This window comes from Limnobacter sp. (assembly GCF_036405155.1).
Taxonomy (GTDB): domain Bacteria; phylum Pseudomonadota; class Gammaproteobacteria; order Burkholderiales; family Burkholderiaceae_B; genus Limnobacter.
The window spans coordinates 114,085-132,980 of record NZ_DASWYD010000007.1 but is presented as its reverse complement, the minus strand read 5'-3'; the positions used below and the strand labels follow the sequence as shown (position 1 = coordinate 132,980).

The window sequence follows — 18,896 nt, the reverse complement described above, 5'->3', positions numbered from 1 at the left end:
GTTTAGTCGGCGTACTGGCCGGCTTTGGCAATGATGGGCGACCAGCGGGCAATTTCAGACTCGAGGTGCTTTTTCAGGGCCTCGGGTGTGGCGCGCTTGGCATCCACCGGCTCGGTGCCCAAGTCGGCCATGCGGGCGATCACGGTGGGGTCTTTCAACGCCAGTTGCAATGACTTCACCAAGCGATCAATCACGGGTTTGGGCGTGCCTTTGGGTGCGTACAAACCATGCCACACCGCCACTTCAAAACCGGGCAGTCCAGACTTGTCTAGCGTGGGCAGGTCAGGCAGTGATGGCACCTTGGTTTTGGTGGTCACGGCAAAGGCCTTGATTTTTCCGCCCTTGATCTGGCTGGTGGTGTTGGTGGTCTGGTCGCACATAAAGTCCACCTGACCACCGAGAAGGTCGTTCATGGCGGGGCCTGTGCCTTTGTAGGGCACGGTGGTGAGGTCCGTCTGGATGGCGGTCATGAACAGCATGCCACACAGGTGCGAGGCCGAACCAATGCCCGCATTGGCATAGGTCACCTTGTCTTTGTTGGCTTTGACGTAGGCCAAAAATTCCTGCATGTTTTTTGCCGGGAAGTCGCCGCGTGCAACGATGGTCATGGGCACATCGGTCACCAAACCAATGAACTCAAAATCGTCCACCGGCTTGTAGCTCAGCTTGCGGTACAACGACGGTGCAGTGGAGTGGCCAATGTGGTGCAGGAATATGGTGTAGCCATCGTTGGGCGATTTGGCCGCACGGCCTGCCCCCAGGGTGCCACCGGCACCACCCACGTTTTCAACAATCACCTGCTGGCCCAAGTCTTTGGACATGGACTGGCCCAACAAACGCGCCACGGTGTCAGTGGGTCCACCGGCTGCAAAGGGCACCAGCATGGTGATGGGTTTACTGGGGTACGGGTCGTTGGCGTGGGCGGTGCTGAATGCGCCCATGCTGAAGACGCCAATGGTTGCGGCCGCAACCAGGGCCTTGAACGAAGTTTTCACGGTAAGCCTCCTTTGGTACTGCTTTGAATGTGTTTTTTTGTTGTGTGGTGACGCAAATGGCCCGTGGGCCAACTGCTCACCGGTGCCTTAGTATCTTCAGACACACGAGCCTTCACAATGCTCGTTTTCCATAAAGTAAAACACGCTGTAAACCCGCATTACAAGCCAAAACAGACCGAAGTAACACTTCGAAACATTGTGGGCCTGTCACATGGGCCACACCGCTTGCGTGCTCGAATGGTTGAGCCAGGCATCACCCGCTGGCCATCATCACCCAAGACCGTCTGAGGAGGCCACCATGCCCTTGCTGGAACAGTTTTCCACCCCTGCCAATGTTCAAGATTTTCCAGACAACCCCACCCTGCAACAGGCCATGAATGCCGCCTGGAACGGGAATGTGAACCGCTGGGTGAATGCGGCGCTGTTGGGTGATGTTTGGGACCTGGTGAATTACGGACCGCGTCCAGCCTTCTACAATCCGCTGACCCTTGACACACCCACCTCTGCGGTGAGTGTCGGCATACCCTGGAGCGCATTTCCCGGGCGTATTTCTGCGCTGTTCCCCAACGATTCGGGCAGCTGGTTTCAATGGGCCGACCAAGGCGTGCCAAAACCGGTGACCACCGACCTGTGCTCGGGCAACACCATCGCACCCATTCCCTACCCACCCACTGGACCACGGGGCTGGCAAGACGAATACTGTGAATGGAGCGTGCGCCGAAATGAGCTGGGCAAAATCACCCAGGTGATGTTCACCTGCGAAAACCCCGAATACTGGTTCACCCTGTGGCAGGTGAGCCCGGCTCAAGTGCTGAGCCTGTACCAGCAACTGGTGAGCCCGAATGTGCAACTGCAAGACCTCTGCCTGCCCGGGGTTACTGACCCGGTGACCGGGCAACCTGCCTACAACCCCTTGAACAAATGGAATGCCGGCACGGTGAGCACCGACACTGCCGGTGGGGCTGTACACCTGACCAGCTCGCCCAACACCCTGGGCGCTGAATATGACCTGGCAGCCGCTGCCACCATGCCCCGCAGCGTGAATGGCGAACCGGTCAAATCGGCTGCACAACTGGTGTGCTGTGCGCGCTACGGCAAAATTGGCCGCCACAGCGACCCCACGATTGGTCAGTCCGTGAACCAGTATGTGAACTACAACCCCAAGTTGACCGAGGTGCGCGCCACACTGACCAACCCGCCCGGCCTGTACATGCAGAGCCCGGATTTCAGCGCCTACAAAACGCCCGATGGCACACCAGCCTCCAAGTTCTGGACAGTGGTGCGTGGCCGACTGGCCAACCCCACTGTTAGCGGCGACATTGACCGCATTCTGCACGCCACCTTCAGTGTGCCCAGTGAATTGGGCTACACCGTGAGCGACATCACCATCAACGGCAAGCCGATTCTATGGGCCTCACAAATTGCCAACACCTTTGACATGGCCCTGATGGCCACCGTGTTTGGCAACAGCGGGGTGAGCCAAACCCCGGTGAGTTGCACCGTGGCCAGCACCAACCCCAGCCCCAGCGTGTCTGCCCTGCAAGATGCGCCCACCTTCGCGGCCTACCGCGCGCTGGAACAGAACATGAATGAGCTTCCCCTGTCGGTGCCCATTCTGGCTTTTCCGGTGACACCGGGCAGCACCCGCAACAATGTGGCCCTATTGCTGAACACGGGTGACGCGCCCGACGGTGCCGTGTTCACGGTGCCCGAAGGCGACGTGAAAATTGCCATCACCGGCACGCAAGATGTGGCCGGCATGACGGTGTACCTGGTCAGCATCACCACCGCGCCCAATGCGGTGCTGGGTGACCGCACCATCTTGGCACAGGTGCCTGGCATGGCCAGCACGCAGCAGGCCGCCATCGGCTTGCTCACCGTGGTCAGCAGCCTGGGCAGCGGTTTGAACAATCAGCAACGCCTGAAACCCAGCGTGCTGAAAGGCCGAGCCTGAGGAGACAGCACATGCCGATTCGTCGACTGACCGTGAAAAACATTCAGGCTCATGCCGTGAGCCTGTCTTCCACTGCCGTGCTGTTGCTGGGACTGACAGGCGCAGGCGCCGCCCATGCCGGTGGCAATGTGTGTGGCAGCCCGTTTGTACCAACACCGGTGCTGCATCCCATACTGCCCAGCCCGAACTTTCCACAAAGTGACGGTGCGGTGAACTGCTTTATGTGGCAGACCTTTGTCTACCTCACCTGGCCAGCGCTGGCTGGCCAAGCAGGGCAACCCGACCCGAATGCCAGCTACGGGAGCAACAACCCCACCGTGTGGGAAACCTTCCGCCCACACAACACGGTGTTTCTACCCCATGGCGCAAAACCAGCCCCGTGGGGCAATGCAAAGGCACAACTGGCCTTGTTTTCAGCCCGAGGCCTGAAGAAGCCCTTGCCCAATGTGCGGGTACTGAACAGCACCAGCAAAAAGTTCAGGGCTTTCAACAGTGGGGAAGCGGCCAACCTGACTGAAACGCAGCAAGCTGGTGGCGGCGTGCTGGTGGATCAGAATGGGCAAACCGTGTACTACGAAATGTTGATGAACCAGACCGAGTTCAACTACATCGTAAACAACACACTGTATGAGGCCAACGCCCAAAACGCCTTTGCCAAATCAACAGGCATTGAATTGCCCACCAACGCGGTGGAAGTGAAACCAGCCTGGAAGGTGTTGAGCGCCGCAGAATTGGCGGCCAAACCGGTGCGATTCCACACGGCCCAGGCGTTGCTGCCTGGGCAAAGCACCCCGGTGACCGTGGGGCTGGTGGGCTTGCATGTCTTGGTGATGCCCGACAACAGCACGTTTGAGCAAGGCTTTTGGGCCACCTTCCAGCAGGTGGACAATGCCCCCTTGCAAGGCAGCACGCCCACCGGTACTTACAGCTTTTACAACGTGAATTGCCCGCAGTGCCCGGTCAACACGCAAGGCCAGGGCAACACACCCACGCAAGTGGTGCAGGTGTTTGGCACCACATCAGCTGCGCAAGCCGTCAACCAGGCCATGCAGCAGGCCATCGTCAGTCAAAATCCGCAGTCACCCTGGCAGTTTTACCAACTCATCAATGTGCAGTGGCCCACCTCTGGGCAGCCCATCAACAAGGCGGGCATGACGGTGCCGCTGCCCAACGGCAGCCCCAACACCAACACCTTGATGAACCCGGTGCTGGAAACCTATTTGCAGGTGCCCAACATGAGTTGCCTGGGTTGCCACACCAATGCCAGTGCAGCAGGGGGCGGTGCTTTTGGCAGCAGCTACAGCTTTTTGCTGGGACATGCCAAAACGGCCAGTGCGGGTGCATTAAAGGCCAAACCGCGCTAGCCCAGCGCTTAAATGGAAGGCTGGCGCACAAACGGACCAAAACATGCCGACAAATTGGCCTGTTCACACAGCAGGAACTGGTCACCTGTGCTGTGGAAGGTGATGTAAAACGTGGCCTCATGCCCGGTTTGCATCACCGTGCCCATGCAGTCGGGCTGTTGGTTGTGGTTCGTGATTTTGTTGGTCCATTTGTAAAAGCCCTCACCTTCCGGCTTTTTTGCCAATGAAAATTCTGCATCGGCCTGTTGGGCGCCACTGACCACACGCAGGGTGCCGTCAGCCCGCATGTCGTAAATCTCGTAACAGCTGGTGCCCGGTACATCAATGCGCCAGGCCCCAACCAGTGGGTGGTCCTTGGGCAACATGGTTTTGGAGAATGAAGGCGTCACCTTCAGCACGCGCCCCTGCGGTTGGTCTGTCAGCAAATACACCGCGCCATCGGGCCCGGTTTTTACATCGCGAATGCGTTCATTGAGTTCACGAAACAAGCCCTCCACAACCACGGGTTGGCCGTTGCGCCATTGAATGCGCTGCACCATGCGATGCGACAATGCACCCACCAGCACACTGCCTTGCCAGGCGGGAAAAAGACCACCGTTGTACACCGCCATGCCTGAAGGGGCGATGGATGGATTCCAATACAACTGGGGTTGCTCGGTGCCATCCACGGCCGTGTTGGGGCTGATGATGGCTCCGCTGTAGTCGATGCCATAGGTGGCCAGTGGCCAGCCATAATTGGCCCCGGCCTTCAGCAGGTTGAGTTCGTCGCCACCGCGCGCGCCATGTTCATGGGCCAACAGGCGTTTGCTGGCCCCATCCCACACCAGGCCCTGCACATTGCGGTGACCCCAGGTGTAAATCTCGGGCCGGGCGTCGGCTCTGTTGGCAAACGGATTGTCAGCGGGCACGCTACCATCGCGGTTCAGGCGCACGGTTTTGCCAAAATGGGTGGACAGGTCTTGGGCTTTGTCGCGGTAATCGTATCCGTCACCCAAGGTCATCACCAGCGTGCCATCGGGTAAAAAAGCCACTCGCCCACCAAAGTGCGCACCCCCTGCTTTGGCAGGTTGGCTGCGAAAAATCTCTTTCACATCGGTCAATGCATTGCCTTGCAAACGGGCGCTGGCCAGACAGGTGTGGTTGGCTTGTCGAGTGCCACAGGCATAGCTGATCAACAGTTGCTGGGTTTTGGAAAAATCAGGTGCAGGCACCACATCGAACAGGCCGCCTTGCCCGGCCACCAACACAGCAGGCAAGCCCGCCACCGGTGACGCTTGCAACTGGCCTTGGGCATTGATGATGCGCAAGCGCCCTGATCGTTCAGTAACCAGCTGCCGACCATCGGGCAGAAAGGCCAGCGACCATGGGTTTTCGAGGTTGTCGGCCACCGGGGTCACGGTGTAGGCGGTGAACGTGGGCAATGTGTTGCTGGCCGGGGCCTTGACCTGTGCCTGCGAGGGGCCTGCTGCGGCCCACAATGCCAGGGGGATGAGGAATGAACAGACTGCGGCTGAGCGGAACAACATGCGGGGATCTCCAGACTGCGAAGGAAGGCGCTGATGCATGCTAGCACCAAATGCTATTCCGCGTGTCGGTGAACCCAATCGATGATGGCGGACTGCTGACTGAACTCGTCCACCGAGCGGGCATGAACACCCTCAAAGTTTTGCTGCCACATGGTGGACAAACCCTTGCAGGGACCAATCTCCAGCAAGCAGCGCACGCCCCGTTCGTACAGCCCCTGCATGCAGTCCAGCCACTGCACCGTGTGGCTCAATTGGTGCGCCAGAGCCCAGCGGGCGCGCTCGGGCGTGCGCACCGTGGCGCCATCGGCATTGCAAAACAGTGCGGTGTGGGGTGCTTGAAAGTCAACTGTGGTCAGCACCTGTTCGAAAGCCGCACGGGCAGGCTCCATCATCGTGGTGTGCGAGGCCACCGACACCGCCAATGGCCGTGCAGTCATGCCCCGGCTTTGCAACTCTGCAGCCAAACTGGCCAATTGCGAACGGGGCACACCCAGCAGGGCAGTGTCCACACCCGTGCGAATGGACAATTCCACGGCATATCGGGTTTGGAGGTCCGCCAGCAAAGTGGCGCTGTAATGGCTGATGGCCAGCAAGCCCCCTGGGTATTTTTGCCCAGCCGCATCCATCAGCGCAGCGCGTTGGGGGGCCAAGCGCAACGCATCGGCCTCGGTCAAACTGCCCGCAGCAGCAAAGGCACTGAGCTCACCCACGCTGTAACCGGCGTAAGCCAATGGCTGTGGGCAATGCGGTTTCAACAGGTTCCAGGCCTGCAAACCCACACGCACCAGCAGGGGTTGAGCCACGGCATTGCTGAACAGTGTGGGGCTTTGTGCATCGTTGGTTCGCCATTGGCTGGACAAGACGTCGTCGGGCAACCAGCGTAGCATGCTGGCACTTTGCATGCCCTGCCCTGAAAAAACCACCGCCAGTGTCATGGCCGGCCTCCGCAGACGGCATCCACCCACAACGTGGCAGCCAAGGCATCGGCACATCCGCCCGGCGACAAATTGCGCTGTACAAAAGCGGTGTGCAGCACTGCCAACACAGGCTCAACCGATGCGCCAGGCTGCAGGCCCAGCAAGGCCATTCGGGCCGACTCCCGCGCAAATTGAAGGCCTGCCATGCCACCCCGGTTCACCAGGTTGGTGTCGTCAACATGCCCCAGCAAGGTCAAAAACACCGTGCGCTGCTGTTCGTGGGCACAGGGCTGGAGCTGGCGAGCTTGCTGCAAGGCAGGTAGCCCAACCTCAAACACACAGGGCAGGCCCAATGCCGCCTCTTCAGCAGCGCTGCGCAGGCCATGTTGCCGGCTGAGCAACCAGCCCCGGGTGTTGCGCACCTGGCGGGATTTCTGCAACAGGTCGTCGCCCCAGGCCATCTGCAGACTCTCCCGAAGGTTGTTTGCACTCAGGCTCACGCCACGAGCCTGAAGCAAGCCGGCACTGGCGCACAACAAACCCAACATGAAAATTGCGCCCCGATGGGTGTTGATGCCCCCGGTGGCTTTCAGCATGTCGGCTTCAGCCTGTATGCCCCTGTCCTGCAGTTTTCTGAAAGATGCGAGTTGTGAGCCCAACTCGGCCATGTCGGCAAAGTATGGCCGCAAGGCATGAATGCTGCGCAGGAAGGTTTGTGCAGTCATGTCCCGGTGGCTGCCATTGTCAATGAATGACACCAAGCCGGGCTTGGGGTACAGGGCCAATTCCTGATAGAGGGCAACACATGCACGGGCCGCCAGCTTTGCCGGGCTTTGCGCTTTGGCCTGGGTACTGGGCAGTTTGTTCAGGCCCATGACATCAATTCCTCCAATGGCATCAGCTCGCACCGCGTGAGGGATTTCACCAAAATACGCTCGGTGCGGCCCTCGCGCAGGGCCTTCCATTCACGCCAGGCCATCTGCAAATGGCCGGGAAACTCCAGCTCGCCATCCAGCCGGTACGGCAAGGTACTCTGCTCGTCTTCCAGCAGGTCAACCACCTGGTCGGCATGCGCAATGTCTTCCACCTGGATCAACACATCCAGGTCAGAATCGGGCTTGCGGTAGGCCTCGCCCGTGATCAACTCCCAGGCCAAGCTGCCATACACCTGGGCAGGGGCGTCCAGGTGGTGCAACCCTTTGGATAGCCGCAACAAAGGTGCATCGGCCAAGCTGGCCGCCAGAGTGTCCAACGCTGGCAGCGGATCGCCAATCGTCAATTGCGCCGCTGGGGCGTACAGGCTTTCCTTGCGGTGGTGAAAACGCGCTGGGGCCGGCAGCCCCAAACGAAGCACCTGAAGAGGCCGTTCCTCACTGGTTTGTCGCCCCACGATCAGGGGAAAGTTGTTCTCTGCCCAGTGATCGAGCAGACTGCGCAGTGCCGGCTGCGCAGCCTGTCGAGCCCAGGCCAACCATTGGTCCGGATGAGCCCGAACCAATTGCTGACGGTGAAACGGCACTGCAACCGAGGTTGCAGTCCGTTGAAAAGCTGGCCGGTTACGCCCCTGCCACAGCATGGGCAATGTCGTGCGCTTTGGTCCGTCCACCCCGCTCCTTGCCCAGCAATGGGCGGGAATCCTGTTGGCGGTTGCTGTTTACCGCGGCTTGAAACGCTTCATCCAGGCAGGCTTTCAAGTCACCCGTCCACAGTGACTGAACACCACCCATCCGCACATAATTGTTCACACCGGGTGCAAACACTGGGTTGTCCTTGGACAGTTCCACCAAACGGTCTTCCGAAATTTTGGTGACCCGCGACATGGCAGGGATACGCATGACGCGGATTTCTGCTTCGGGCAATGCGTGACAGGCATCGGCTATGAGGCCGGAGGTGATGAAACCACCGGAGAGCGCCTGGTCATAAACCAAACCCAACACCACATGGCCCTGGCGGCGCGCAAAGTCGATGCAGCAACCCAGGTGCGCCATGGCGCGGTTAATGCCCAACACCTCATCCCGGTGGCGCAATTGCTGGCCTTGGGTGTCGATCAGCAGCAAAATGGGTTGTCCCGGTTTTTGTCGAATGGTGTCCAGCACCACGCGGGCCTGCGCCAGCGCCAGTTCAACACCAATCGGGGCATGGTTGGTGCTGCCCACCACGGTCCAGGTACGGCCATTGCACTGGCCTTCCCCGCTCAAAAAATCGCCTTGCTGGGTCACGCTGTGCTGCGTGCCAAACAGGGCTTGAGTCAAATCGGTCCACAACATCCTCAAGCCCTCCGTTGGTGGTTTGCGGCAGCCCTCACGTCAGCCACCTCCGCATCGGGTATGCCCTCTGGGTTTTCATACCCCATCAAGCGCCACACCTCCACAGGGTCCATTTTCAGGCTCACCAAATGAGCCCGGTTCTGAAGCTGCGCATGTTCCTGTTCCAAGGCCTCCAATGTGAGCGGCTTGGACACCTGGTTTTGCAGTGCGTTCAGCAAAGCCTGCTTGAACTCGGCAACTTCATCGTCCACCAGCACATCGCAATCGCCCAGCAGGTAGCGGTGCTTGCCACCACTGCTGCGCCACACCAAGGCCTTGTCTTTCGCGTCGTATTCTTCCACCCCATGCGAGGCCTCAATCACCTCAGGGCCCGACATGGCCAAGCGCCCGACATCGCTCATGATGATGTGGTCCGCACAACGGGCCACAATCCCCATGCCACCGAAGCAGCCATTGCGACCACCAATGGCGAATATCACCGGAATGCCTGCAGCCCGCACGTTGAGCACCGCCCGCATCACTTCCGAGACACCAATCAACCCGGCATTGGCTTCGTGCAGGCGCACGCCACCCGACTCGGCCAGCACCACGACCGCAGCGGGTTTGTCCCGCAAGGCACGTTGCAACAGGCCGGTGAGCTTGGCGCCGTGTACTTCGCCCACACCACCGCCCATGAATTCGCCTTCCTGCGCAGCCACCAAAATGCGGTGCCCGCCCAGTGTGGCTTCACCCACGGCGATGCCATCGTCAAACGAGCACGGCACACCCAACTGCTCCAGGTGCGGACTGGTTTGCCGCGCACTGGGCGGCAAAAATTCCCGAAAACTGCCGGCATCCACCAAGGCCGCCAGGCGCTCGCGTGCCGAACATTCGGCATAACTCCACTGCTGAAGGTTGCTCATGCGCCAGCCTCCGCCAGGGCCTGTTCCAGTCGGAGGCTTACCACCGCCGGGGTGGCACCCATGTCATGAATGCTGATGCGCACGCCCTTCAACGGGTGCTTGCGGTGAAAGTCGCGACACACGGCTTCCCAAATGTGGGCAAAGCCCCGTGCCGAGGTGTGAATGTTGAATTCACAATGTGTGTTGTCGCAGGGCTCCACCAGCACTTCCAGATTGCCCGAACCCACAACACCCACCAGGGCGTCGGGTTTGGGTTGAAAGGCCTGCGTGCCTGCAAACGAAAAATTCAGGTGTTCTACACCCACTGCATGTCCCATGGCCACGCACTCCTTACCAATTTCTGAAACGTTGGGGCGGGCTGTACAAGCCATCCGATGCACGCACCAAATCCCGCATGCTGCGTGCAGCCAACAAATTGCGTGTGGCCTGTCGAGGGTCAATGCCCAGGTCCGACGGACGCTGGATCACACCACGGTCCCGCAGGTTTTCCACCATGCGGTGGTCACGCGCCAAGCCCACCGGCGTGTAGCCCGCCACACCCCGAATGGCCTGCTCGCGCTCTTCATCTGTGCGGCACAACAGCAGGTTGGCAATGCCCTCTTCGGTCAAAATGTGGGTCACATCCTCGCCATAAATCATGATGGGTGGCAGTTCCATCTTGGCCTGCTCAGCCAGTTGCCAGGCGTCCAGCGTTTCCACGAAAGCGGGCTGCATGTGCTCACGGAATGTTTCCACCATTTGCACCACCAGCTTTTGCCCACGCGGTGTACCGCGTGCACCACCCAAACCGTTGCGGGCTTGTTCACCAGCTTTCAGCCATGCAGGGCTGCAGTGGCGACGGCCGCGGGCGTCTGAACCCATGTTGGGTGCCCCACCAAACCCGGCAATTCGGCCCAGTGTGGCGGTGGAGCTGTTGCCATCCAGGTCGATTTGCAGGGTTGAACCAATGAAAAGATCACAGGCGTAATGACCTGCCGCCTGACAGAATGCGCGATTGCTGCGCATGCTGCCGTCCGGCCCTGTGAAGAAAATGTCTGAGCGGGCACGGATGTAATTTTCCATGCCCAGCTCAGAACCAAAGGAGTGGATAGACTTCACCCAGCCCGCTTCAATGGCGGGAATCAATGCCGGGTGTGGGTTCAGGGCCCAGTGTTGGCAAATCTGGCCTTTCAAACCCAGCTCCTCGCCATACGTGGGCAGGAGCAATTCAATGGCGGCGGTGTCAAAGCCAATGCCGTGGTTCAGGCTTTGCACCTGGTACGGGGCATAAATGCCCTTGATGGCCATCATGGCCATCAGCACCTGTATTTCTGAAATTTGTGCCGGGTCGCGGGTAAACAGTGGCTCGATGAAATGGTGCTTGGGTGCTTTCACCACAAAGCTCACCCAGTCGGCCGGCACGTCAATGCGCGGCAGGGTGTCCACCAGTTCATTCACCTGGGCAATCACAATACCGCCCGAAAAGGCAGTGGCCTCCACAATGGCGGGCGTGTCTTCGGTATTGGGGCCGGTGTACAGGTTGCCCTGTGCATCGGCGCTGTGCGCGGCAATCAGCGACACATTCGGAATGAGGTCGATGAAGTAACGGCCAAACAACTCCAGGTAGGTGTGGATGGCGCCCACCTCCAGTTGGCCCGACGACACCAACTTCGCCAAACGCGCACTTTGTGGCCCGGAAAATGAAAAGTCCAAACGCTTGGCAATGCCTTGTTCAAACACATCCAGGTGCTGCGGCAAGGCCAACACCGATTGCAGCATGTGCAGGTTGTTGACCTGCGCCGGGTCCACTTGCACCAAAGCTTTGGCCAAAAAGTCGGCCTGCTTTTGGTTGTTGCCTTCCAGGCAAACACGATCGAAGGGTTGCAACACGGCATTGAGCAAATCGACTGTGCGGTGGTGCGGCAGCACCTTGCCGGTCAGGTCACTGCCCAATAACTGTGCCGCTTTGTTCAAGCGCTGCAGGCGCTGGGTTTCACGGGTGTTCCACATGCGGCCGCCCATGTCAGTTGCCTCCACCCAAAGGGCCCATGACTGCATCGGGCAGTGCGGTGGCAATGCCAGGGAACATGCAGATGAGCAGCACCGCCAACAACATCAACACCACAAAGGGCATCACACCCCAAATGATGTCTTTCAATGGAATGTCGGGTGCGATGTTTTTGATCACAAAAATGTTCAGGCCCACTGGTGGGTGGATCAGGCCAGTTTCCATCACGATGGTCATCAAAATGCCAAACCAGATGAGGTCGAAACCCGCCGCCTTCAGAGGTGGCAACACAATCGGCGACAACATCAAAATAATGCTGACCGGTGGCAGGAAAAAACCCAGCACAATCACGAGGAACAGAATGGTGGCCAGCAACACCCACTTGGACAAATGCAGGCTGACGATCCATTCCGCGGCCGACTGGCTGATGTGCAGGTAGCTCATCACATACGAAAACAGCAACGACATGCCGATGATGAACATCAGCATGGTCGACTCTTTCAAGGTGCTTTGCAAAATGGGGGTGACGTCTTTGATGCGCCACACGCCATACACCACGGCGATCAACGCCAAGGCCAGCAAAGCGCCCAAACCGGCCGTCTCCGATGGCGTGGCATAACCGCCGTACAAGGCAATCATCACACCAATCAACAGCACCACGAAGGGGCCCACGCGCGGCATCATCTCGAACTTTTCACGCAGGGTGAATTGCTCTTTCAGGAGCAGGGGCGACTCTTGCCCGTTGGCCTCGAATGCAGCCTTGGCCTTGCGGTACTCGCGGGTGTATTGAAATGCAGCAAACGCGGCAAACAAACCCACCAGCAACAGGCCGGGGCCTATGCCCGCCAAGAACAAGCGGCCCAGTGATTGTTCTGCGGCCACCGCATACAAAATCATGGTGATGGACGGTGGCAACAAAATGCCCAAGGTGCCGCCCGCGGCAATAATGCCCGCTGCAAAACCGGGCGAATAACCCCGCTTGCGCATTTCGGGAATGCCGGCACTGCCAATGGCCGAGCAAGTGGCTGGGCTGGAACCGGCCATGGCCGCAAACAGTGCACAGGCAAACACGTTGGCAATGCCCAAACCGCCGGGAATTTTGGCCATCCACACATGCATGGCGGCGTACAAGTCTTGCCCCGCCCTGCTTTTTCCAATCGCCGCGCCTTTCAAAATAAACAACGGGATGGAGAGCAATGTGATGCTGGCCATTTCCTCATACACGTTTTGCGTCACGGTATCGAGCGAACTTTCCGGCATGAAAAAGTACATGAAGATGATGGCCACGCCGCCCAGCGCGAACGAAATGGGCGTGCCCGAGAACATCACGAAAAAGGTGACCGCTGTGAACAGCAGCCCAAGGGCGACCATGCTCATTTGCCAGCCCCCAAGAACAGCACGCGAATGCGCGCAACGGATTGAAGTGCCAATTGGATACTCACGAGGGTCATGCCCAGTGACATGAGAATGTAAGGAATCCACAGGGGCGGCGCCCAGGTGGACGATGTGGTCTGCCCGTCCACCCAGGCTTCATGGAACAGGGTCCATGACTTCCAGGTGAAGAAGGCACAAAACGCCAGCGAAAACAGGTCAATCAGTGCGAAGCGGAACTTGTTCACGCCCTTGGGCAATATGCCTGCAACGGCCTCGATACCAATGTGGCCGCGCAGCGACTGCACAAACGAGCCCGTGAGGAAAGTGGCACCCACCAGACAAAACACCGCCGCTTCGTCTTGCCAGTCGGTGGACAAATTGAACAGAAAACGCCCCACCACGCTGTACGTCAGAATGATGGAGGCAGCCAGCAAACCGAGCATGCCCACAATCACCATGGCCTTGTTGACCCACAACATCAAGCGGGCCAAGGGCATGAGGAATGCGGGCATTCCGGGTTCGATTTCGGCGACTTGCGCCGGCTTCATCTCGAACCCGTGGCTCATATCAGCTTCAACGCTGCTTTCATCAGCGCCTCGCAGGACTCGTTGCGCTCAGCGAAGTCTTTCCACGCGGTGTCGCGTGCAATGGCCTGCCATTTTTTCACGATGGCATCGTCCATGTCATACACCTTGGCACCGGCCTTGGCGTATACATCCGCACAAGCCTTGTCATCGGCCTTGGCCGACTCCATGCCAAACTTTTCCATGGCAGCGCCCACTTCCATGATGGCGTCTTGCTGGGCTTTGGGCAGCTTGCCAAACACTTCTTTGGAAATCATCAAGGGTTCCAGCATGAACCAGTAGGTGCGGTTGCGGCCCGAGGTCAGGTGCTTGGCGATTTCTTCCAGCTTGAACGACATGAAACTGGTGGAGGAAGTCATGGCGGCATCCATGGCACCGGTTTGCATGGCGGCATAAATTTCATTGGACGGCAGCGAAATGACAGACGCACCCGCAGCCTTCAACACCATGTCCATCTCGCGGCTGCCACCGCGCACCTTCAGGCCTTTGGAATCTTCGGGCGACACCAGCGCGCGGCTTTTGCTGGCCACACCACCGGCTTGCCAAATCCAGCTCACAATCATCACGCCCTTGGCATCCAGGGTTTTGGTGAGCAGCTTGCCCGCTTCAGAATTTTTCCACGCTGCGCCCACTTCGTAGCTGGGCACCAGCGCAGGCATCAGTCCGATGTTGGTCTCGGGCACTTCACCACCTGCGTACGAGAGCGGCACCAGCGACATGTCCAGCGCGCCCTTGCGCAGGGCTGAGAACTGGGCGTTGGTTTTCATGAGCGACGAACCGGGGTAGATGGCGCACTTCAGCGCACCGGCGGTTTTCTTTTCGACATCGGCGGCAAACTGGCGGCACAGGCGGTCACGGAAGTCGCCGTCGGTCAGGGTGCCACCGGGGAACTGGTGGGAAATTTTCAGGCCAGCCTGCTGAGCCAAAGCCCAGGTTGGCAAGCCACCCATGGCAGCCCCCAATGCAGCGCCGGCGCCCATTTTCATGAAATCACGACGATCCATGCTCATCTCACACTCCTCATTTCTTTTGGTTGAATAAATTCCTGTTATTCAGGCTTTTGTTGTTTTGTATAATTAGAACCACTTTTTGTATACAAAAACCACCTCGTTTTCCCTAGTTCGGGTAGACTCGATTCAGGTCATTGGGTTTGGTGAAGCATGAGCAAGCTGTCGGATGAGTTGAGAGAGCGCATAGAACAGGACATCGCCACGGGTGTGTTGGGCCCCGGCACCCACCTGGATGAGGCCGAACTGGCCGAGCGTTTTGAGGTGTCCCGCACACCCATTCGCGAGGCCATTTCCATGCTGGCGGGTGAAGGCTTGGTGGAAATTCGCCCACGGCGCGGCGCAGTGGTGGTGCAAATTACTCCCCAACGCCTCTTTGAAATGTTTGAAGTGATGGCCGAGCTGGAAGCCATGTGCGCCCGCCTGGCAGCGCGCCGCATCAACGACAAGGAGCTGGCCCAACTGCAAGAAGCGCACGACGCCTGCCGCAAAGCGGCCGCCAGCACCGACACCGATGCTTACTTTTATGCCAACGAGAATTTTCACCGGCTGATTTACACCTGCAGCCGCAACACCTTCCTGACCGAAGAAGCCGCTGCCCTGCAACGCAAACTGCGGCCCTACCGGCGCCTGCAGTTGCGGGTTAAAAACCGTTTACAAAAGTCGTTTGATGAGCACCAAAGCGTGCTGGATGCGCTGGCCGCCCATGAAGAACAAAAGGCAGCCACGCTGTTGCGCAACCATGTGCTGGTGCAGGGGGAGCGCTTTGCTGACCTGCTGGCCAGCCTGGCGCAAATGGAAACCCAATAAGGGAACGTTTGAAGACTTAGCCGTAAACCGCCACCACCTGGTAACCCAGCGAGGCCAATTCGCCCGACGGGGTCCACAGCTTGGCGCTTTGGTTCACATAGCCGTCCGAGCCAGCGGTGGTTTCCATGTCGATCTGAAACCAACCGTCTTCCAGATTGCCTGCAGGCAACGGCGGCAATTCCAGCGACCATGATACCGAGCTGGCCATGACCGGGCCCTTGAAGTGGCTCAGGCATGGCGTGGGCGGGCCATCGCTCAACATGACAATTAACACCTCGGGGCTGATGCCCGCGTCTTTGGCGCGGATGTAGATGCCACTTTCCCAGAACGGGTTGCCCATGTAGGGAATGCTGCCCACGGCCCAGCGCATTTCAACATGCTGCAAAAAGTTGGGCGTGATTTTGGGAATGAAGGGCAAAGCAGGAATGTCGTCCACCGCCTTGGGCAGTGGCGTGCGGGTGGGCGTGCGCAGGGGCAACTGGGTTTCTCGGGCAGCACCAAACACACCCACCACCAGGCCGGCCAGCGTGTCGTCACTGTAAATTTCGCAATGCACCTGGCTCACGCTTTTGCCCTGGCGCAGCAGGCGGGTTTTGTAATGCACCTCACCCACTGCCACCGGGCCCACAAAATTGGTTTGCAGTGCGCGCAGCGGCATGTCCAGCCCCAGCGTGTCACGCATGGCCACCACCGCCAGTGCACTCAAAAAGCCACCGAACATGGTGCGGCCCTGGGCCCAATCGTCGGTGGCGGTGTAGGTCACCGTGTCGCCGTCCAAACGGCGGCCGGAAAGAATTTCAGACAGTGCAACAGTCATGGCAAGCCCTGGGGTTGTTTTTTATTTGGAATGTTGTTCAAACTGCGCGAAGTTGGGCGCGCGCTTTTCAGCAAAGGCCTTGAAGGCCTCTTGCGCCACAGGTTGCTTCAGCATGTTGATGAACAGCTCACCTTCTTCGGCCATTTTGGCGGCCACCGGCACCTTGTTGACCCCCTTCATGAGGCGCTTGCTGGTCAGCAGGCTGCTCAAGGGCAAGGCCAGCAGTTTCTTGATTTGGCCCTGTACATGCGCAGCCAGGTCGGCAGGCTCATGCACTGAGCTCACAATGCCGCACTCGCAGGCTTTGGCCGCGGTAAACATGTCGCCCAACAACAGCAGCTCAGCCGCTTTCTGGTAGCCCGCCAACTGCGGCAGCAACAGGCTGCTGGACGCTTCCGGGCACAGGCCCAGCTTGGTAAACGGCATGGAAAACTTGGCATTGCTGGCGGCGTACACCAGGTCGCAATGCAACAGCACGGTGGTGCCAATGCCCACGGCCACACCCTGCACCTGCGCCACCACGGGCTTGGGGAAGGCGGAAATTAACCGCAAAAAGCGAAACACCGGCGCATCCAGATTTTTGGGCGGGTTGTTCACGAAGTCGCCGAGGTCGTTGCCGGCAGAAAAGCAGTCCTCATGGCCTTTGAGCAACACCACCTTCACTGCTGCATTGTGCGAGGCCTGTGCAAAGGCGTCGCCAATGGCGGTGTACATGGCATTGGTGAAGGAGTTTTTGCGCTCGGGGCGGTTGATGGTGATGGTCATCAGGCCGCTGTCGATGCTGGTTTGAATGTCCATGGCAGGCTCTTCTTGAAATGTGCAATCGTGAACTGGGGGATTCACCACATATTACACATTCAAGAGGGCTTGTTCGGCTGTGTGTAAGCCGAAACGGGTGGCCGGAGAGGATTGTGTCCGGGAATGTAAACCGGGACTAGCGCTTGCGTTGAATGATGAAGGCGTTGTGGGCAGGCTGAAAGCCCACGGTGGGGTAATACGACATGGCACCGGGCGCCGACAGCAATAGCAGTGTGACTTCGTCGCCAATGGCGGCCTGCACCTGGCGAATCAGCTCACGGCCAATGCCCTGCCCTTGCTGCGGCTTGCACACGGCAAGGTCGGAGAGGTAACAGCAATAGGCATGGTCGGTGAGCGCACGGGCCACACCCACCAACTGCCCTGCTTGCCAGGCGGACACCACCAGGCAAGGTGCCGCAAACATGCGGGCAATGCGGGGAAGGTCGTCGGTGGGGCGCTTGATGCCCGATGAGTCGAACACCCGGGCGATGTCCGCTGGGTTGAGCGGGTTGTGCTGGGGGGTGTTGAATTGGTAGTCGGTGTGGGGCGTCGTGCTGAAAGTCTTCATGGCGTTTCCCGTTTGAACACATGGCTGTTTACAACATATCCGGAAAACTCGTCATTTCCAATGAGTAACTAAATGCGACACAAATTGCCTGCAATGTATTCAACAAAGTGGAAGCAAAAGTTCGTCGGTCCTGAAGGAACCGAATAGCCTCATTGAAGGCGGCCTCGGATTCCAGCTTTGCAAAGGGTTGTTCCAAGAAGTGGTGGACGACCTCGTTTCTTTGCTCAACCAATTGGGTCCAATCCCGAGCGAGTACATCGTGCAGAACGGAGCGGTCTTTCAGGCGTTGCATCAGCATGCCCATGGTTTCCTTGGAATCGAGGTATACACGCCAATCGCCTATACCCTCACCCTTTGCGTGATTCTCCGTGCCAGGAATGATCATGTGGGGCAATAAAAACTTTAAACGAAGTTCAATCGCCTGGTAGGTGAATACACAACGACCCAGCTCGGCAAAGAGCTTTTCAGATTGTTCAGATGTTGGTTTCCACATCGGGGTACAGAGCATGTTGATCGCTCCATGATACAGATTAATTCGCCGAGGATTTCAGCACCAATAGGGGCACGCCATTGACCTCACCCCACTGAACACTGAATTCATCAAAGCCCAGCAATTCAGCAATGCCGGGAAAACTGCGGGGCTGAGCCAAGTCCTGCTCGGTCAAACTGCTGAGTTGGGGCTCAACAACGTGAAGATCGCTTGGCTTGAGCAATATAGACAACACGCTATTAAGTACCTTGGACACGGACTGACCTGAGGCGCTTGGATTCACCACAACAAACAGCTCCACACCACGGTGGTTGCATGCGTATTCACTTAACTGGAAGGTACCGACGCCTTTCAAGAAACCAAGGTGCAGATTGTGCGCCTGAATGGTTTTGAAGTGTGTGACATTTCTGGAATGCGCAACAGTGCTGATTGAAATACCACTGCTTTCAAATACACAGTTGGGAGAAGCCTGCGCGGGTGTGTTCAATAGCCCGACAGAACACAACAGGGTTGTGATGATGATTTGCTTCATTCAA

The 18,896-nt window shown here is 58.5% G+C and carries 20 protein-coding genes; 3 read left to right on the top strand and 17 right to left on the bottom strand.

The window, feature by feature from the left end; translation table 11 throughout:
* Positions 1-2: 2 nt before the first annotated feature.
* On the bottom strand, positions 3-941 hold the full coding sequence (locus VGE55_RS11245) for a tripartite tricarboxylate transporter substrate binding protein BugD (protein WP_331132291.1): 939 nt from the start codon (positions 939-941) through the stop codon (positions 3-5).
* A gap of 352 nt (positions 942-1,293) precedes the next feature.
* Here VGE55_RS11245 and VGE55_RS11240 point away from each other — a divergent pair, with 352 nt between their 5' ends.
* Positions 1,294-2,949, top strand: coding sequence for a hypothetical protein (locus VGE55_RS11240; protein ID WP_331131779.1), 1,656 nt, complete (start codon positions 1,294-1,296; stop codon positions 2,947-2,949).
* Positions 2,950-2,960: 11 nt separating this feature from the next.
* On the top strand, positions 2,961-4,313 hold the full coding sequence (locus tag VGE55_RS11235) for a hypothetical protein (RefSeq protein ID WP_331131778.1): 1,353 nt from the start codon (positions 2,961-2,963) through the stop codon (positions 4,311-4,313).
* Between the two features lie 8 nt (positions 4,314-4,321).
* Here the strand turns inward: VGE55_RS11235 and VGE55_RS11230 are convergent, their stop codons facing one another.
* Genes VGE55_RS11230 through dctP form a run of 11 tightly spaced genes read right to left on the bottom strand, consistent with a single transcriptional unit; the run spans position 4,322 to position 14,880 of the window.
* Positions 4,322-5,839: a PQQ-dependent sugar dehydrogenase gene (locus VGE55_RS11230; RefSeq protein ID WP_331131777.1), complete on the bottom strand. Its 1,518-nt coding sequence runs from the start codon at positions 5,837-5,839 to the stop codon at positions 4,322-4,324.
* A 53-nt stretch (positions 5,840-5,892) separates the two neighbouring features.
* A complete protein-coding gene (locus VGE55_RS11225; RefSeq protein ID WP_331131776.1) occupies positions 5,893-6,774 on the bottom strand; it encodes an ACP S-malonyltransferase in 882 nt (293 codons plus the stop codon).
* Positions 6,771-7,631 carry a triphosphoribosyl-dephospho-CoA synthase gene (locus VGE55_RS11220; protein WP_331131775.1) on the bottom strand — a complete coding sequence of 287 codons (861 nt, stop codon included), beginning with the start codon at positions 7,629-7,631 and terminating at the stop codon, positions 6,771-6,773. The genes VGE55_RS11225 and VGE55_RS11220 overlap by 4 nt, the downstream gene beginning before the upstream one ends.
* Positions 7,622-8,362: a malonate decarboxylase holo-[acyl-carrier-protein] synthase gene (mdcG, locus tag VGE55_RS11215; protein ID WP_331131774.1), complete on the bottom strand. Its 741-nt coding sequence runs from the start codon at positions 8,360-8,362 to the stop codon at positions 7,622-7,624. Before mdcG ends, VGE55_RS11220 begins: the two co-directional genes overlap by 10 nt.
* A complete protein-coding gene (mdcE, locus tag VGE55_RS11210) occupies positions 8,313-9,023 on the bottom strand; it encodes a biotin-independent malonate decarboxylase subunit gamma (RefSeq protein WP_331131773.1) in 711 nt (236 codons plus the stop codon). Before mdcE ends, mdcG begins: the two co-directional genes overlap by 50 nt.
* A gap of 2 nt (positions 9,024-9,025) precedes the next feature.
* Positions 9,026-9,925 carry a biotin-independent malonate decarboxylase subunit beta gene (locus VGE55_RS11205; protein WP_331131772.1) on the bottom strand — a complete coding sequence of 300 codons (900 nt, stop codon included), beginning with the start codon at positions 9,923-9,925 and terminating at the stop codon, positions 9,026-9,028.
* On the bottom strand, positions 9,922-10,242 hold the full coding sequence (mdcC, locus tag VGE55_RS11200) for a malonate decarboxylase acyl carrier protein (RefSeq protein ID WP_331131771.1): 321 nt from the start codon (positions 10,240-10,242) through the stop codon (positions 9,922-9,924). Before mdcC ends, VGE55_RS11205 begins: the two co-directional genes overlap by 4 nt.
* A gap of 13 nt (positions 10,243-10,255) precedes the next feature.
* Positions 10,256-11,926, bottom strand: coding sequence for a malonate decarboxylase subunit alpha (gene mdcA, locus VGE55_RS11195; RefSeq protein WP_331131770.1), 1,671 nt, complete (start codon positions 11,924-11,926; stop codon positions 10,256-10,258).
* A 1-nt stretch (position 11,927) separates the two neighbouring features.
* On the bottom strand, positions 11,928-13,289 hold the full coding sequence (locus VGE55_RS11190; RefSeq protein WP_331131769.1) for a TRAP transporter large permease: 1,362 nt from the start codon (positions 13,287-13,289) through the stop codon (positions 11,928-11,930).
* The gene (locus VGE55_RS11185; RefSeq protein ID WP_331131768.1) at positions 13,286-13,852 is read right to left on the bottom strand and encodes a TRAP transporter small permease; all 567 of its coding nucleotides are present in this window, start codon (positions 13,850-13,852) and stop codon (positions 13,286-13,288) included. Before VGE55_RS11185 ends, VGE55_RS11190 begins: the two co-directional genes overlap by 4 nt.
* The gene (dctP, locus tag VGE55_RS11180; RefSeq protein ID WP_331131767.1) at positions 13,849-14,880 is read right to left on the bottom strand and encodes a TRAP transporter substrate-binding protein DctP; all 1,032 of its coding nucleotides are present in this window, start codon (positions 14,878-14,880) and stop codon (positions 13,849-13,851) included. Before dctP ends, VGE55_RS11185 begins: the two co-directional genes overlap by 4 nt.
* Positions 14,881-15,030: 150 nt before the next feature.
* Here dctP and VGE55_RS11175 point away from each other — a divergent pair, with 150 nt between their 5' ends.
* Entirely contained in the window at positions 15,031-15,687 is a 657-nt protein-coding gene (locus VGE55_RS11175; RefSeq protein WP_331131766.1) for a GntR family transcriptional regulator, read from the top strand.
* Between the two features lie 16 nt (positions 15,688-15,703).
* On the opposite strand, the gene VGE55_RS11170 is transcribed toward VGE55_RS11175, so the two are convergent.
* From VGE55_RS11170 to VGE55_RS11150, 5 genes are all read right to left on the bottom strand, one after another.
* The gene (locus tag VGE55_RS11170; protein WP_331131765.1) at positions 15,704-16,504 is read right to left on the bottom strand and encodes a thioesterase family protein; all 801 of its coding nucleotides are present in this window, start codon (positions 16,502-16,504) and stop codon (positions 15,704-15,706) included.
* Between the two features lie 21 nt (positions 16,505-16,525).
* Complete coding sequence (locus tag VGE55_RS11165) at positions 16,526-17,302, bottom strand: enoyl-CoA hydratase (RefSeq protein ID WP_331131764.1); 777 nt, start codon at positions 17,300-17,302, stop codon at positions 16,526-16,528.
* 136 nt (positions 17,303-17,438) lie between these two features.
* The gene (locus VGE55_RS11160) at positions 17,439-17,870 is read right to left on the bottom strand and encodes a GNAT family N-acetyltransferase (protein ID WP_331131763.1); all 432 of its coding nucleotides are present in this window, start codon (positions 17,868-17,870) and stop codon (positions 17,439-17,441) included.
* Positions 17,871-17,898: 28 nt separating this feature from the next.
* Complete coding sequence (locus VGE55_RS11155) at positions 17,899-18,378, bottom strand: hypothetical protein (RefSeq protein ID WP_331131762.1); 480 nt, start codon at positions 18,376-18,378, stop codon at positions 17,899-17,901.
* A gap of 22 nt (positions 18,379-18,400) precedes the next feature.
* The gene (locus tag VGE55_RS11150; RefSeq protein WP_331131761.1) at positions 18,401-18,892 is read right to left on the bottom strand and encodes a hypothetical protein; all 492 of its coding nucleotides are present in this window, start codon (positions 18,890-18,892) and stop codon (positions 18,401-18,403) included.
* Between the last annotated feature and the right edge of the window lie 4 nt (positions 18,893-18,896).

Bases quoted from the DNA above. Each gene is read 5' to 3' on its own strand.
- VGE55_RS11175 (WP_331131766.1), top strand. From the start codon at position 15,031: ATGAGCAAGCTGTCGGATGAGTTGAGAGAGCGCATAGAACAGGACATC.
- VGE55_RS11240 (WP_331131779.1), top strand. From the start codon at position 1,294: ATGCCCTTGCTGGAACAGTTTTCCACCCCTGCCAATGTTCAAGATTTT.
- mdcE (WP_331131773.1), bottom strand. From the start codon at position 9,023: ATGTTGTGGACCGATTTGACTCAAGCCCTGTTTGGCACGCAGCACAGC.
- VGE55_RS11155 (WP_331131762.1), bottom strand. From the start codon at position 18,378: ATGCTCTGTACCCCGATGTGGAAACCAACATCTGAACAATCTGAAAAG.
- VGE55_RS11230 (WP_331131777.1), bottom strand. From the start codon at position 5,839: ATGTTGTTCCGCTCAGCCGCAGTCTGTTCATTCCTCATCCCCCTGGCA.
- VGE55_RS11225 (WP_331131776.1), bottom strand. From the start codon at position 6,774: ATGACACTGGCGGTGGTTTTTTCAGGGCAGGGCATGCAAAGTGCCAGC.
- VGE55_RS11165 (WP_331131764.1), bottom strand. From the start codon at position 17,302: ATGGACATTCAAACCAGCATCGACAGCGGCCTGATGACCATCACCATC.
- VGE55_RS11185 (WP_331131768.1), bottom strand. From the start codon at position 13,852: ATGAGCCACGGGTTCGAGATGAAGCCGGCGCAAGTCGCCGAAATCGAA.
- VGE55_RS11235 (WP_331131778.1), top strand. From the start codon at position 2,961: ATGCCGATTCGTCGACTGACCGTGAAAAACATTCAGGCTCATGCCGTG.
- dctP (WP_331131767.1), bottom strand. From the start codon at position 14,880: ATGAGCATGGATCGTCGTGATTTCATGAAAATGGGCGCCGGCGCTGCA.
- mdcA (WP_331131770.1), bottom strand. From the start codon at position 11,926: ATGGGCGGCCGCATGTGGAACACCCGTGAAACCCAGCGCCTGCAGCGC.
- VGE55_RS11150 (WP_331131761.1), bottom strand. From the start codon at position 18,892: ATGAAGCAAATCATCATCACAACCCTGTTGTGTTCTGTCGGGCTATTG.
- VGE55_RS11160 (WP_331131763.1), bottom strand. From the start codon at position 17,870: ATGAAGACTTTCAGCACGACGCCCCACACCGACTACCAATTCAACACC.
- VGE55_RS11170 (WP_331131765.1), bottom strand. From the start codon at position 16,504: ATGACTGTTGCACTGTCTGAAATTCTTTCCGGCCGCCGTTTGGACGGC.
- VGE55_RS11190 (WP_331131769.1), bottom strand. From the start codon at position 13,289: ATGAGCATGGTCGCCCTTGGGCTGCTGTTCACAGCGGTCACCTTTTTC.
- VGE55_RS11220 (WP_331131775.1), bottom strand. From the start codon at position 7,631: ATGGGCCTGAACAAACTGCCCAGTACCCAGGCCAAAGCGCAAAGCCCG.
- mdcC (WP_331131771.1), bottom strand. From the start codon at position 10,242: ATGGGACATGCAGTGGGTGTAGAACACCTGAATTTTTCGTTTGCAGGC.
- VGE55_RS11245 (WP_331132291.1), bottom strand. From the start codon at position 941: ATGGGCGCATTCAGCACCGCCCACGCCAACGACCCGTACCCCAGTAAA.
- VGE55_RS11205 (WP_331131772.1), bottom strand. From the start codon at position 9,925: ATGAGCAACCTTCAGCAGTGGAGTTATGCCGAATGTTCGGCACGCGAG.